This window comes from Arthrobacter sp. SD76 (assembly GCF_049726125.1).
Lineage (GTDB): Bacteria > Actinomycetota > Actinomycetes > Actinomycetales > Micrococcaceae > Arthrobacter > Arthrobacter nitrophenolicus.
The window spans coordinates 2,073,115-2,086,521 of record NZ_JBNBLR010000001.1 but is presented as its reverse complement, the minus strand read 5'-3'; the positions used below and the strand labels follow the sequence as shown (position 1 = coordinate 2,086,521).

Genomic DNA, 13,407 nt, shown 5'->3' with positions numbered 1-13,407 from the left:
TATCCACAACGGAGCCCCTACTACATGACCATCACCTCCACCGAGAAGCCCGGTACCCCCGTAGTCGCGATTAACGACATCGGTACCGCTGAGGACTTCCTCGCAGCAGTCGACGCCACCATCAAGTACTTCAACGACGGAGACCTCGTCGAAGGTACCGTCGTCAAGGTCGACCGCGATGAAGTCCTGCTCGACATCGGTTACAAGACCGAAGGTGTCATCCCCTCCCGCGAGCTGTCCATCAAGCACGACGTTGATCCCGGAGAAGTTGTCTCCGTCGGCGATCAGGTCGAAGCCCTGGTGCTCACCAAGGAAGACAAAGAAGGCCGTCTGATCCTCTCCAAGAAGCGTGCTCAGTACGAGCGTGCCTGGGGCGACATCGAGAAGGTCAAGGAAGAAGACGGTGTTGTCACCGGTACCGTCATCGAGGTTGTCAAGGGTGGTCTTATCCTCGACATCGGCCTGCGCGGCTTCCTGCCCGCATCCCTCGTCGAGATGCGCCGCGTGCGCGACCTGGCTCGTACATCGGCCAGCAGATCGAAGCCAAGATCATCGAGCTGGACAAGAACCGCAACAACGTTGTGCTGTCCCGCCGCGCCTGGCTCGAGCAGACCCAGTCCGAGGTCCGCTCCACCTTCCTCAACAAACTGGAAAAGGGCCAGGTCCGTCCCGGCGTCGTTTCCTCCATCGTCAACTTCGGTGCCTTCGTGGACCTGGGCGGCGTAGACGGCCTGGTTCACGTTTCCGAGCTGTCCTGGAAGCACATCGACCACCCGTCCGAGGTTGTCGAGGTTGGCCAGGAAGTCACCGTCGAGGTTCTCGAGGTCGACCTGGACCGCGAGCGCGTCTCCCTGTCGCTCAAGGCTACGCAGGAAGACCCGTGGCAGACCTTCGCCCGCACCCACGCCCTGGGCCAGGTTGTTCCGGGTAAGGTCACCAAGCTCGTTCCGTTCGGTGCGTTCGTCCGCGTCGAAGACGGCATCGAAGGCCTGGTCCACATCTCCGAGCTGGCCGTCCGCCACGTGGAGCTGGCCGAGCAGGTTGTCTCCGTTGGCGACGAGCTGTTCGTCAAGGTCATCGACATCGACCTCGAGCGCCGCCGCATCTCGCTGTCCCTCAAGCAGGCCAACGAGGGCGTCGACGCCGACAGCACCGAATTCGATCCCGCTCTGTACGGCATGGCCGCAGAGTACGACGAAGAGGGCAACTACAAGTACCCCGAGGGCTTCGACCCCGAGTCGAACGAATGGCTCGAGGGCTACGAGAACCAGCGCGCCGCCTGGGAGCAGCAGTACGCTGACGCCCAGACCCGCTGGGAAGCACACAAGAAGCAGGTTGCCCAGCACGCTGCCGACGACGCTGCAGCTGCAACGTCCGGTGACAGCGACTCCGGCGCCACCAGCTACTCCTCCGAGCCTGCTGCCGCCGACACCGGCGCCGGCACCCTGGCTTCGGATGAGGCTCTTGCCGCCCTGCGCGAGAAGCTGACCGGCAACTAATCGCCGCCAACCCGGATTTCCGGGCTGACACAATGGGCCCCTGCGGAAGCAGGGGCCCATCGTGCGTTTAACTGCCGGACTAAAGTTCGACGACGGCGAGGACAGTTCCGTCGGCCTGGGGCTGCAGGTGCCCGCCCGCCGACGCAAGCAGATGCTGCGCCGCTCCGTTGCCTGCCAGGGTGCGGGCGACCACCCGCGCCAGTCCCGCCCTGCGGGCCTCGGCCAGGACCAGGAGCAGCGCGGCACTCCCGATGCCCCGGGACCGGAAGCTCCTGCCCAGCCAGATCCCCGTCTCAGCCACGGCACCGTCTTGAGGGCCCGCCACGCCGTAGCCCGGCTCAACACGGCGAAGCCGGATGGATCCGGCAAGGTCAGCACCGCTGAGGATGGCCCAGGATTTTTCGCCGGCCTTCCCGTCCAGGCCCTCAGCCGCGGCCCGGTGGTAGCTGCGGAACCATGCGGTGCGTTCCGGCTTCCAGCCGGGCCCGCCCAGCGGGGGAGCCACCTCGTCCGGTGACGCGTCCCGCTTCGCGAGGGCCAGGAGCGACTCCATGACGGCGTCGTCCACGTCCACCAGGGACACGTCAGGCAAGTGCCGCATCCACCCACTCCGTTCCCTCCGGGGCCAGCTCAACGCTGCCGGCGGTCAGCACCTGCAGCCGTTCCGCTGCAGCGGCGATCGCGTCGGCGTTATCGGCAACAGCCAGGCGCAGGACCGTGTCCCGGGCGCCGTAGCTGGTCCCGGCCATTACGAAACCGGCGGCCCGGAGGTCGTTTTCCAGCCTGCCTGCTGCGGCGTGGGATACCGCCGCGGAACAAATGCGCAGCCGGCTGCGCCGCACCAGGGGCACCAGCGACAGCGCTGAGGAGACCGATTCCGAGTAGGCGCGGACCAGGCCTCCCGCTCCCAGCAGCACGCCGCCGAAATAGCGCACGACAACGGCGCTGACGTCGCTGAGATCCGCCACCCCGGGCGCGGTTTCCCTCTTGGCCAGGGCTTCCAGCATCGGTATTCCGGCCGTCCCGGAAGGCTCGCCGTCGTCATTTGACCGCTGGATGTCCCGGTCCGGTCCGATGATGAACGCGGAGCAATGGTGCCGGGCGTCGTGGAACTCCCGGCGGAGGCCTGACACCAGGTCCCGGGCATCCTCTTCGTTGCCGGCCCGCCGGAGGACGGTGATGAACCGCGAACGCTTGATCTCCAGCTCGTGGCGGAAGTCCGGACCCGCGGCCAGGGTGGTGTCAGGACGCCGCCCTGCTCTCTTGCTCATGCACCCGGCCCAGTCTAGCCATGGTGGGTGGGCCCACGCCGCCCGGAATCCATGGCCGAGCGCAGCGAGGGTAGGGCTGCGGTGGGGGATAGGGTGGGAGCCGTGCTGAAGATCGGGTTGACCGGCGGAATCGCCTCAGGGAAATCAATGGTGGCCGCGCGGCTGGAGGAGCTGGGCGCCGTCCTGGTGGACGCGGACGCGCTGGCCCGTGAAGTCGTGGAGCCCGGTACCGAGGGGCTGGCCAGGATCGTGGCCGAGTTCGGCGCGGAGATGCTCGACGACGGCGGACGGCTGGACCGTGCCCGTCTCGGCGCGCTGGTCTTCGGGCAGCCGGAACGGCTTGCGGCCCTCAACGGGATTGTCCACCCGCTTGTCCGGTCCCGCGCCGCGGCCATCGTGGCAGCCGCCGCGGACGACGCCGTGGTGGTGCAGGACATCCCGTTGCTGGTGGAGACCGGGCAGGGGAGCGACTTCCATCTGGTCGTGGTGGTGGACGCCCCGGAAGACGTGCGGGTGCAGCGCATGCTTGAGCACCGGGGGATGACCGCGGAGGCCGCCCGCTCCCGCATCCAGGCCCAGGCGTCCCGGGATGACAGGCTGGCCGCCGCGGACGTGGTCCTGGACAATTCGGGCAGCGTCGCGGAACTGCTGGAGCAGGTGGACCGGCTCTGGAAGGGACGCCTGCAGCCCTTTGCGCTGAACATCGCCCAAGGGGTCCGCGCCGCCCGGCAAGGCGGACCCGTCCTGCTCCCGTCCCGCCCGGAATGGCAGCGGGAGGCACACCGCATCATGGCCCGGATCCGTGCCGCCCTTGCCCGCCAGGAGGCGGTGGACGTCAACGGCCTCAGCCTGGAGCACATCGGTTCCACGTCCGTCCCGGGCCTCGAGGCCAAGGACGTCATCGACCTCCAGCTCGCCGTCCCTGACCTTGCCGCAGCAGACACCCTGGCCCCGATCGTGTCCGCCGCCGGGTTCCCCTTCGTTCCGGGCAGTTCCGCAGATGCCCCCAAGCCGGGCCATCCGCGGCCGGAGGACTGGTACAAGCGGTTCCATGCAAGCGCCGACCCCGGCCGCGACGTCAACCTGCATGTGCGGGCTGCGGGGTCGCCCGGATGGCGGTTCGCCCTGTGCTTCCGGGACTGGCTGCGCACCGATCCGGACGCCGCCGCCGGTTACCTGGCACTCAAGCGGCGGCTGGCCGACGAGCATGCAGGCGACCCAACCACCGAAGGCTACGCGGAGGCCGAGGAGGAGTGGTTCCGGAATGCCGAAGAACCCATGGAACGGTGGGCCGAACGCGCAGGGTGGCAGCCGCCGTCGTACGCGTCCTGAAACCTGCGGTGACCCGGTGACCCGCTGCCCTGTTCGCCCGTAACGGACTCGGCCCGTTCTGTCGGTGCCCGGTTGTAGATTAGATCCATGAGCCTTGCGCAGGATATTAACCGTGTTGTAGCGCCGTTTGAGGTCATCAGCGAGTTCAAGCCTGCGGGTGACCAGCCGGCCGCCATCGCGGAGCTGACGGAGCGCATCAACAACGGCGAGAAGGACGTGGTGCTGCTCGGCGCCACCGGCACCGGCAAGAGCGCCACCACCGCCTGGCTCATCGAGCAGGTCCAGCGCCCCACCCTGGTGATGGTCCAGAACAAGACCCTCGCCGCGCAGCTGGCCAACGAGTTCCGGGAGCTGCTGCCCAACAATGCGGTGGAGTACTTCGTCTCCTACTACGACTACTACCAGCCTGAGGCGTACGTTCCCCAGACGGACACCTTCATCGAGAAGGACTCGTCCATCAATGAGGAAGTGGAGCGCCTCCGGCACTCCGCCACCAATGCGCTGCTGACCCGCCGGGACGTTGTGGTGGTGGCCACGGTCTCCTGCATCTACGGCCTGGGCACGCCGGAAGAGTACATCGCCGGCATGGTCACGCTCCGCAAGGGACAGGAGATGAACCGGGATGTGCTGCTGCGCAAGTTCGTCTCCATGCAGTATGCGCGCAATGACATGGACTTCCACCGCGGCACGTTCCGGGTGCGCGGCGACACGGTCGAAATCATCCCGATGTACGAGGAACTCGCGCTCCGGATCGAGTTCTTCGGGGACGAAGTGGAGAACATCTACACCCTGCACCCCGTCACCGGCGAAGTCATCCGCGAGGAAACGGAAATGTACGTCTTTCCGGCGTCGCACTATGTGGCCGGTCCGGAACGCATGAGCCGCGCCATCAAGTCCATCGAGGACGAGCTGGCCGAACGGCTGGCCGTCCTGGAGGGGCAGAACAAGCTGGTGGAAGCGCAGCGCCTGCGGATGCGCACAGCCTACGACCTCGAAATGATGCAGCAGATGGGCTTCTGCAACGGCATCGAGAACTACTCCGCCACATCGACGGCCGCGCCGGAGGATCCGCCCCGCACTGCCTCCTGGACTACTTCCCGGACGACTTCCTGCTGGTGGTGGACGAATCCCACGTGACCATCCCGCAGATCGGTGCTATGTACGAAGGCGACATGTCCCGCAAGCGGACCCTGGTGGACCACGGATTCCGGTTGCCTTCCGCCATGGACAACCGGCCGCTGAAATGGGACGAGTTCCTGGAGCGGATCGGCCAGACCGTCTACCTGTCCGCCACGCCCGGTAAATACGAGCTCGGCAAGGCGGACGGCTTCGTCCAGCAGATCATCCGGCCCACCGGCTTGGTGGATCCGGAGGTCATCGTCAAGCCCACCAAGGGCCAGATCGACGACCTCCTGGGCGAGATCAGGACACGCGTGGAGAAGGACGAGCGCGTCCTGGTCACCACGCTGACCAAGCGCATGGCGGAAGACCTCACGGATTACCTCCTGAGCCACGGTGTGAAGGTGGAGTACCTGCACTCCGACGTCGATACGCTCCGGCGCGTCGAGCTGCTGCGCGAGCTCCGGCTGGGCAGCTTCGATGTCCTGGTGGGCATCAACCTGCTCCGGGAAGGCCTGGACCTTCCGGAGGTGTCCCTGGTGAGCATCCTGGACGCGGACAAGGAAGGCTTCCTGCGGTCCTCCACGTCCCTGATCCAGACCATCGGCCGCGCAGCGCGTAACGTGTCCGGCCAGGTCCACATGTACGCGGACCGGATTACCGATTCCATGGCCAGCGCCATCGATGAAACCAACCGGCGCCGCGCCATCCAGGTGGCCTACAACACCGAGCACGGCGTGGACCCCCAGCCGCTGCGGAAGAAGATCGCGGACATCACCGACCAACTGGCCCGGGAAGACGCCGACACCCAGGAACTCCTGAACAATAACAGGCTGGCCAAGGGTGCCAAGCGCAGCAAGTCCGGAGCCAAGGCATCAGCGCAGGTCCGCGCCGACGGACTGGCTGCTGCGCCTGCTGAGGACCTGGTGGGGCTCATCGAGCAGCTCACCGAGCAGATGCACGGGGCCGCTGCGGAACTGCAGTTCGAGGTGGCCGCCCGGATCCGCGACGAGGTCAGCGAACTGAAGAAGGAACTGCGCCAGATGCAGGCGGCGGGGCACGCCTGACCCGTCGCCCGGGCGACACCCAACGTAAGCCGGGAGCGGCAACGCTCCCGGCTCATGTACAGTTAAGGTCACGTAGGGGAGTATCCCGAGCGCTACGATCGTCAACACGCAGGGCATGGTTGCCCCGCCGGGCGTAGCGGGCCGCCGCATCAGCACCAAGTGCACTGGCAGGCCGGAGAGACTTACACTGCATCTCTGTACCCTGCGAAAGGCTACCCTGTGCTCGAATTGCCCGTGTGGTTCGAGGTCGGCTCCTTTGTCGTCCTCGGCCTGATCCTCCTCATCGACCTCCTGCTGGTGGTCCGCCGTCCCCACGAGCCCTCCATGAAGGAAGCCGGATTGTGGGTGGCCTTCTACGTCACCCTCGCCCTGGTCTTCGCCGGGGCCATGTTCGCCTTCACCGGCCCTGAATACGGCGGCCAGTTCGTTGCCGGCTGGGTGACGGAGTACAGCCTCAGCATCGACAACCTGTTCGTGTTCATCATCATCATGGCCAGGTTCTCGGTGCCCCGGAAGTACCAGCAGGAAGTGCTGATGGTGGGCATCATCATCGCGCTCATCCTGCGTGGCATCTTCATCCTGCTCGGCGCCATCGTCATCGAGCAGTTCAGCTGGGTGTTCTACATCTTCGGCGCGTTCCTGCTGTGGACCGCATGGAAGCAGGCCCAGGACGAGGGCGAAGACGAGGAAGACCGGGAAAACCCGCTCATTGCCAAGATCCGCAAGGTCATCCCGATGTCGGAGAAGTTCGACGGCGGCAAGCTCCGCACCACGGTGAACGGCAAGAAGGTCTTCACCCCCATGCTGATCGTGTTCATCACCATCGGCCTCACGGACCTGCTGTTCGCGGTGGACTCCATCCCGGCCATCTTCGGCCTGACGCAGAGCCCGTTCATCGTGTTCACCGCCAACCTGTTCGCCCTCATGGGCCTTCGCCAGCTGTACTTCCTGCTGGGCGGCCTGATGAACCGCCTGATCTACCTGAAGCACGCGCTGTCCTTCATCCTGGCGTTCATCGGCGTCAAGCTCGTGCTGCACGCCATGCACGTCAACGAGCTGCCGTTCATCAACGGCGGCCAGCACATCGAATGGGCTCCCGAGATCCCCACGTTCGTGTCCCTGGCCGTCATTGTCGGCACCATCATCATCGCGGTGATCGCCAGCCTGGTCAGCTCCAAGGCCAAGGTGGCGCACCTGGATCCGCGCCTGGAAGAAGACGCCCGCAAGAGCCACAGCGACGTCGACTAACGTCTCCCAGCCCGATATCAGCAGCAGTCCCGGCCACGCGAGCGGCCGGGACTGCTGCTCTTTAATTACCCCTTTGGGAGGCCGCCGCCGGGGACTATGCTCTGTCCATGGCCCCCACGGTGATGACCGACGACGATGTGCGGCGGGTGCAGCGGCGCACCGTCGCCCTGCTGGCAGCCGCCCAGGTCTTTGGCGGAATCGGCACGGGGGCAACAGTGTCCATTGGTTCGATCCTCGCTGTTGAACTGTCCGGCTCCAGCGCGTGGGCGGGCGCCGTGGCGACGGTCATGACCCTCGGGGCGGCGCTGGCCGCCCTGCCGCTCGCCTCGCTGGCGGACCGCAGGGGCCGGCGGATGGGCCAGGTGGCCGGCCTCTCCGCCGCCCTGGCCGGCACTGTACTGATGGTCCTGGCCGTGGTCACCGGGATCTTTGTCCTGCTCGTGCTGGGCGCCGCGGGCATTGGAGTGGGGACCGCCGCGAACCTGCAGGCCAGGTTCGCCGCCGTAGACCTCGCAGATGCCGAACATCGGGGCAGGGCCCTGTCCACCGTCGTCTGGGCAGTGACCGTAGGAGCCGTTGCCGGGCCTAACCTCATCCAGCCCGGCACCGTTGTGGGCCAGGCCGTAGGCCTGCCGCCGATAGCCGGGCCGTTCGTGATTTCAGGGGCCGGGCTCCTGATCGCCTGCGCACTGGTGCTTGCCGGGCTCCGGCCGGACCCGCTCCTGCTTGCCCGTGACCTCGCCTCCGCCGCTGAGACGGCACCGGGACCCGGGACGTCCCGGCAGCCAGGGCAGCAGCCTGCGCACCCTGGCACCTCGAGGCCGCCGGGATCGCTCAAGCGCGGACTGCAGGCAATCCGCGGCTCCCGCATGGCCCTCCTGGCTGTCGCCGCCGTCGTCGGGGCCCACGCCGTCATGGTGGGCGTTATGTCCATGACTCCGCTGCACCTGCAGCACCTCGTGGAAGGACCCGCGGCATCCCACGCCGGCCATACGGCGTCCGGCGATGTGCTGGTCATCATCGGCTTCACTATTTCCCTGCACATCGCCGGCATGTTCGCACTGTCTGCGGTCATGGGCTGGCTGACGGACAAGGCGGGCCGGACCGAGACCGTGATGATCGGCTGCATGCTGCTGATCACCGCTGTCCTTGTGGCGGGATTCGGGCAGGGATCCACCGCAGCCGTCGCGGTCGGCCTGGTGCTGCTGGGCATGGGCTGGTCCGCCGCGACCGTCTCCGGGTCCACCCTGCTGGCCGAGAGCGTCGGACAGGAATCCCGTGTGGTGGTGCAGGGCGTCTCGGACATGCTGATGGGCGCGGCGGGGGCAGTAGGGGGCGCGGTCTCCGGCCTGGTGCTCGGCTGGACCGGCTACCTGGGGCTGAACATGCTGGGCGGCGTGGTGGGCGCCCTCGTCCTGGCCGCAGCCTTCGTGACCCGCTTGGCGGGGCGCCGGGCCTCAGCGGCGGCCTGATCTCGCCATTCCCAGCAGGCGGCTGAAAATCCCTTCACCGTCATCGGCGATGCCGTCGTGGTGGAAATCACCGGTCTCCCAGACCTCGAGCCCGCGGACCGCGGCGGCCGTTTCCAGGGACAGCTTCCGGTCCACGTAGATGTCCTCGGAATAGACGGCCGCCGCCACCGGCACCCGGTTGGCGGCAAGCTGCCGGACATCGTAGAGCGGGCGCCAGTCCTGTTTCGCGGCGAGCAGCCCGGCCACCTCGTGGAGGGGCTGGAGGGCAGGATCCTGCTCGAAGTACCAGGGGTAGACCATCTCGCCGGTGAGCAGCAGCGGCTCCGCGTCGGGCGGAATTCCGGGTACTCCGCCAGTACGCGCCATGCCGACCAGTCGGTTGCCTGGCCCTGCGCGTAAATGGATTCATGCATCAGGGCATAGAGCGGGTTGGACCGGCGCGACGATGCCCTGCATCTGGTCAAGGAACGGGTCGGAGAGCCTCGGCCCCGCGGGGGTTTCGGTGAAGGCGTCCTCCAGCAGGTAGTGCAGGCTGTCCACCCTGGTGTTGCCGCCCAGGAAGGCGCCCAGCATCTGGAGGCGCTCCACGGTGAGGGGGCCGCCGTCGGGCAGGAACTCCGGCGTGGTCCGCAGGTGGCCTGCGATCCGCTCCAGCATGGTGCGGTCTTCCGGGTACCAGCTGAAGTACTCGGCGTTGCGCGCCGCCACCCGCTGGAAGGTGGCCCGGTAGACGTCGTCGGCGGGGCCGGTCAGGGGCGCCAGTCCGCCGGTGATGAGGACCTCCTTCAGTCCGCCGGGGGCAAGGGACAGGTAGGTCAGCGCACAGAAACCGCCGTAACTCTGGCCGAACACTGTCCAGGGTCCCGAACCGAGTGCCTTCCTGATCAGTTCAGCGTCGGCAATGATGGCATCCGCCCGGAAGTGCTCCAGGTAGGCAGCCTGCTCCGCCGCCGTGCCGCGCAGCGGCAGGGTGTTGCGGTCCACCGGGGTGGAGAGCCCGGTGCCGCGCTGGTCCAGCATCAGGATCCGGAACTCCTTCGCGGCAGCCTTGCCCAGCCGCCGAGGGAGCCGAACCTGTTGCCGCGGCCGCCCGGGCCGCCCTGCAGGAACAGCAGCCAGGGCAGGTTCTGCGCCGCATCCGCGCTGTGGGATGCCGAGACATACTCCCGGGCGAAGACCGTGATGGCCTCGCCGTCCGGTGCGGAGTGGTCAAGCGGCACGGTGAAGCAGTGCTCCACCGTGCGCATGCCCCGGAATTCGTGCCGGGCACGGACTTCGTGGCCTGCTTCAGCCATGGGCCGCTGCAGGGACGGCGGTGGCGGATGTGGCGCTGCCGAACTTTTCGAGGGCGTCACCGGTGAGCCTGAAAGTGGACCACCCGTCCATCGGGCGGGCCCCCAGGCGGCGGTAGAAGTTGATGGACGGCTCGTTCCAGTCCAGGACGCTCCACTCCACCCGGGCGTAGCCGTTCTCCACCGCCATGGCGGCAAGGTGCTGCAGGAGGGCCTTGCCGTGGCCCTCGCCGCGCGCCTCCGGGCTCACGTACAGGTCTTCCAGGTAGATGCCGTGCACGCCTTCCCAGGTGGAGTAGTTGAGGAACCAGAGCGCGAAGCCCTGGACGTCTCCGGCCTCGTTCTCGGCCATGGCGGCAAAGACGCGCGGGTTCTCACCGAAGAGGACCTGCCGCAGCATCTCCGGAGTGTTGCGGACGGCGTCCGGTTCCTTCTCGTAGTGGGCCAGTTCGTGGATCATGCGAAGGATCGCGGGCACGTCGTGTTCGGTTGCGGGGCGGATAACACTCATTGTTCGAGCTTACCGCCGGGCCCGTTCTGCCTGCTGCAGGCAAGGCCTGCGTCAGAGCCGGTTGACGTCCATGACCCGCACCACGGCGGTTCCGGTTTCGTCCGACGCCGCCAGGTCCACCTCGGCGGAGATGCCCCAGTCATGGTTCCGGGAAGGATCGTCGAAGATTTGCCGCACCTTCCACAGGCCGGCTTCCTCCGTGATGATGAGCAGCCCCGGGCCACGGGCATCGGGACCGGTCCCGATGTCGTCATGCTCGTCGAAGTAGTCGTCCAGGGCGTCTTCCCACCGGTCCCGGTCCCAGCCCGAACCAGCATCCAGTTCTCCCAGGGCCGCCGCGTCCTCGTCAGCGAACAGTTCAACGCGGCGGAACATCTCGTTGCGGACCATCACGCGGAAGGCCCGGATGTTCGAGGTGAGCGACGGCGGGGGAGGCGGCGGTGCGTCGTGCGGGGTGGGCATGGCCCCGGACGCCAGTTCCTCCCATTCATCCAGGAGGCTCGAGTCCACCTGGCGCACCATTTCGCCGAGCCAGGCGGTGAGGTCTTCGAGGTCCTCCCGCAGCATGTCCTGCGGCACGGTCTGCCGGAGTGCCTTGAAGGCGTCCGCAAGGTACCGCAGCACGATGCCTTCCGAGCGGGCCAGCCCGTAGAACTGCACGAACTCACCAAAGTTCATGGCGCGTTCGTACATGTCCCGCACCACGGACTTGGGCGCCAGTTCAAAGTCGCCCACCCAGGGGGCCGCCTTCCGGTAGACCTCGAAGGCTTCCCCGAGGATGTCCGCGAGCGGCTGCGGATAGGTGACCTCCTCCAGCATCGCCATCCGCTGGTCGTAGTCGATGCCGTCCGCCTTCATGGCAGCCACGGCTTCGCCCCGCGCCTTCTTCTGCTGCGCGGAAAGGATCTGGCGTGGCTTTTCCAGCGTCGCCTCGATCACGGACACAACGTCCAGGGCGTACGACGGCGACTCCGGGTCAAGGAGCTCCAGCGCAGCAAGTGCGAAGGGGGAGAGCGGCTGGTTGAGCGCGAAGTTCGGCTGCAGGTGGACGGTGAGGCGGACGCTGCGGCCGTCCGCTTCCTGCTGGTCCGCCGGGATCCGTTCCACCACCTCCGCAGCCAGCAGCTCGCGGTAGATGCCGAGGGCCTTCTTCATCAGCTGCAGCTGCGAGGAGCGGGGCTCGTGGTTCTCGGTCAGGAGCCGCCGCGCCGCCGCGAAGGGATCGCCGGGCCGCTCCATGAGGTTCATGAGCATGGCGTGGGTGACGGTGAAACTGGACGTGAGCGGATCCGGCACGGATTCGACCAGGCGCTTGTAGGTGGGTTCGCCCCAGGACACGAAGCCTTCGGGGGGCTTCTTCTTCACCACCTGGCGCAGCTTCTTCTGGTCGTCGCCGAACTTTGCCACGGCCTTCGCCATCGCCTTGACGTTTTCCGTCACGTGCTCGGGGGCCTGGACCACCACGGTCCCGGCGGTGTCGTAGCCCGCGCGGCCGGCACGTCCCGCGATCTGGTGGAACTCGCGTGAGTTGAGCAGCCGGGTGCGGACGCCGTCGTACTTGCTCAAAGCGGTGAGCAGCACGGTGCGGATGGGAACGTTGATCCCCACGCCCAGGGTGTCGGTGCCGCAGATGACCTTGAGCAGGCCGGCCTGGGCGAGCTGTTCCACCAGGCGCCGGTACTTGGGCAGCATGCCCGCGTGGTGCACGCCAATGCCGTGCCGGACCAGCCGGTTAAGTGTCTTGCCAAAGCCGGCGGCGAACCGGAAGTTCGCGATCAGCTCCGCGATCCTGTCCTTTTCCTCACGGGTGCAGACGTTGATGCTCATCAGCGTCTGGGCCCGGTCTATCGCCTCGATCTGGCTGAAATGGACCACATAGACGGGGACCTGTTTGGTGGTGAGAAGCTCTTCGAGCGTCTCGTGCACGGGGGTCTCGTGGTAGTAGAAGTGCAGCGGGATGGGCCGCTCGGCCGAACTCACCGTGGTGGTGGGGCGGCCGGTGAGGTCGGTCAGGCCTTTCTCGAACCGGGTAACGTCGCCCAGGGTGGCGGACATGAGCAGGAACTGGGCCTGCGGCAGTTCCAGCAGCGGCACCTGCCAGGCCCAGCCGCGCTGGGGATCAGAGTAGAAATGGAACTCGTCCATGATGACGGCGCCCAGCTCGGCTGCCGCGCCCTCACGCAGGGCCGTGTTTGCCAGGATCTCGGCGGTGCAGCAGATGATGGGTGCGTCCTGCTTGACTCCGGAGTCGCCGGTGATCATGCCGACGTTCTCGGCACCGAAGATGTCGCACAGGGCAAAGAACTTCTCTGACACCAGCGCCTTGATGGGTGCCGTGTAGTAGCTGCGCCGGCCCTGGGCCATGGCCTGGAAATGCGCGGCGATGGCAACCAGCGATTTCCCGGACCCGGTGGGGGTGGCCAGGATGACGTTGGCGCCCGTGGCCAGTTCCATGATGGCCTCGTCCTGCGCCGGGTACAGCGCCAGGCCGCGGCTTTCCGTCCATTCGACAAATCGGGTGTACAGGTCATCGGGATCGACGGCGGCGGAGGAGTTCCGGGGCAGATCGGTCATCTGGTCAACGAGTTTCATTGAT

7 protein-coding genes and 3 pseudogenes are annotated in these 13,407 nt (G+C 66.9%); 5 read left to right on the top strand and 5 right to left on the bottom strand.

Features of this window, described 5'->3' with window-relative positions:
• Window positions 1-24: 24 nt before the first annotated feature.
• Window positions 25-1,499, top strand: a pseudogene (rpsA, locus tag ACPEE0_RS10350) (30S ribosomal protein S1).
• 79 nt (window positions 1,500-1,578) lie between these two features.
• On the opposite strand, the gene ACPEE0_RS10345 reads toward rpsA, so the two are convergent.
• Window positions 1,579-2,100 carry a GNAT family N-acetyltransferase gene (locus ACPEE0_RS10345; protein WP_424574453.1) on the bottom strand — a complete coding sequence of 174 codons (522 nt, stop codon included), beginning with the start codon at window positions 2,098-2,100 and terminating at the stop codon, window positions 1,579-1,581.
• The gene (locus ACPEE0_RS10340; RefSeq protein WP_424574452.1) at window positions 2,084-2,770 is read right to left on the bottom strand and encodes an IMPACT family protein; all 687 of its coding nucleotides are present in this window, start codon (window positions 2,768-2,770) and stop codon (window positions 2,084-2,086) included. The genes ACPEE0_RS10345 and ACPEE0_RS10340 overlap by 17 nt, the downstream gene beginning before the upstream one ends.
• Before the next feature lie 102 nt (window positions 2,771-2,872).
• On the opposite strand from ACPEE0_RS10340, the gene coaE reads away from it, so the two are divergent.
• The 4 genes and pseudogenes from coaE (at window position 2,873) to ACPEE0_RS10320 (ending at window position 9,008) form a co-directional block, all read left to right on the top strand.
• Window positions 2,873-4,102 carry a dephospho-CoA kinase gene (gene coaE, locus ACPEE0_RS10335; RefSeq protein ID WP_424574451.1) on the top strand — a complete coding sequence of 410 codons (1,230 nt, stop codon included), beginning with the start codon at window positions 2,873-2,875 and terminating at the stop codon, window positions 4,100-4,102.
• Window positions 4,103-4,189: 87 nt separating this feature from the next.
• Window positions 4,190-6,288, top strand: a pseudogene (uvrB, locus tag ACPEE0_RS10330) (excinuclease ABC subunit UvrB).
• A 219-nt stretch (window positions 6,289-6,507) separates the two neighbouring features.
• A complete protein-coding gene (locus ACPEE0_RS10325) occupies window positions 6,508-7,536 on the top strand; it encodes a TerC family protein (RefSeq protein ID WP_035752533.1) in 1,029 nt (342 codons plus the stop codon).
• A gap of 107 nt (window positions 7,537-7,643) precedes the next feature.
• The gene (locus ACPEE0_RS10320) at window positions 7,644-9,008 is read left to right on the top strand and encodes an MFS transporter (RefSeq protein WP_424574450.1); all 1,365 of its coding nucleotides are present in this window, start codon (window positions 7,644-7,646) and stop codon (window positions 9,006-9,008) included.
• Here the strand turns inward: ACPEE0_RS10320 and ACPEE0_RS10315 are convergent.
• The 3 genes and pseudogenes from ACPEE0_RS10315 to ACPEE0_RS10305 all read right to left on the bottom strand — a co-directional run bounded on the left by ACPEE0_RS10315 (window position 8,994) and on the right by ACPEE0_RS10305 (window position 13,403).
• Window positions 8,994-10,303 (bottom strand): annotated as a pseudogene (locus ACPEE0_RS10315) (alpha/beta fold hydrolase). The gene ACPEE0_RS10320 and the pseudogene ACPEE0_RS10315 sit on opposite strands and share 15 nt — an antisense overlap.
• On the bottom strand, window positions 10,296-10,811 hold the full coding sequence (locus tag ACPEE0_RS10310) for an N-acetyltransferase family protein (RefSeq protein WP_424574449.1): 516 nt from the start codon (window positions 10,809-10,811) through the stop codon (window positions 10,296-10,298). Before ACPEE0_RS10310 ends, ACPEE0_RS10315 begins: the two are co-directional and overlap by 8 nt.
• Window positions 10,812-10,862: 51 nt before the next feature.
• A complete protein-coding gene (locus tag ACPEE0_RS10305; RefSeq protein ID WP_424574448.1) occupies window positions 10,863-13,403 on the bottom strand; it encodes a DEAD/DEAH box helicase in 2,541 nt (846 codons plus the stop codon).
• Window positions 13,404-13,407 lie beyond the last annotated feature (4 nt).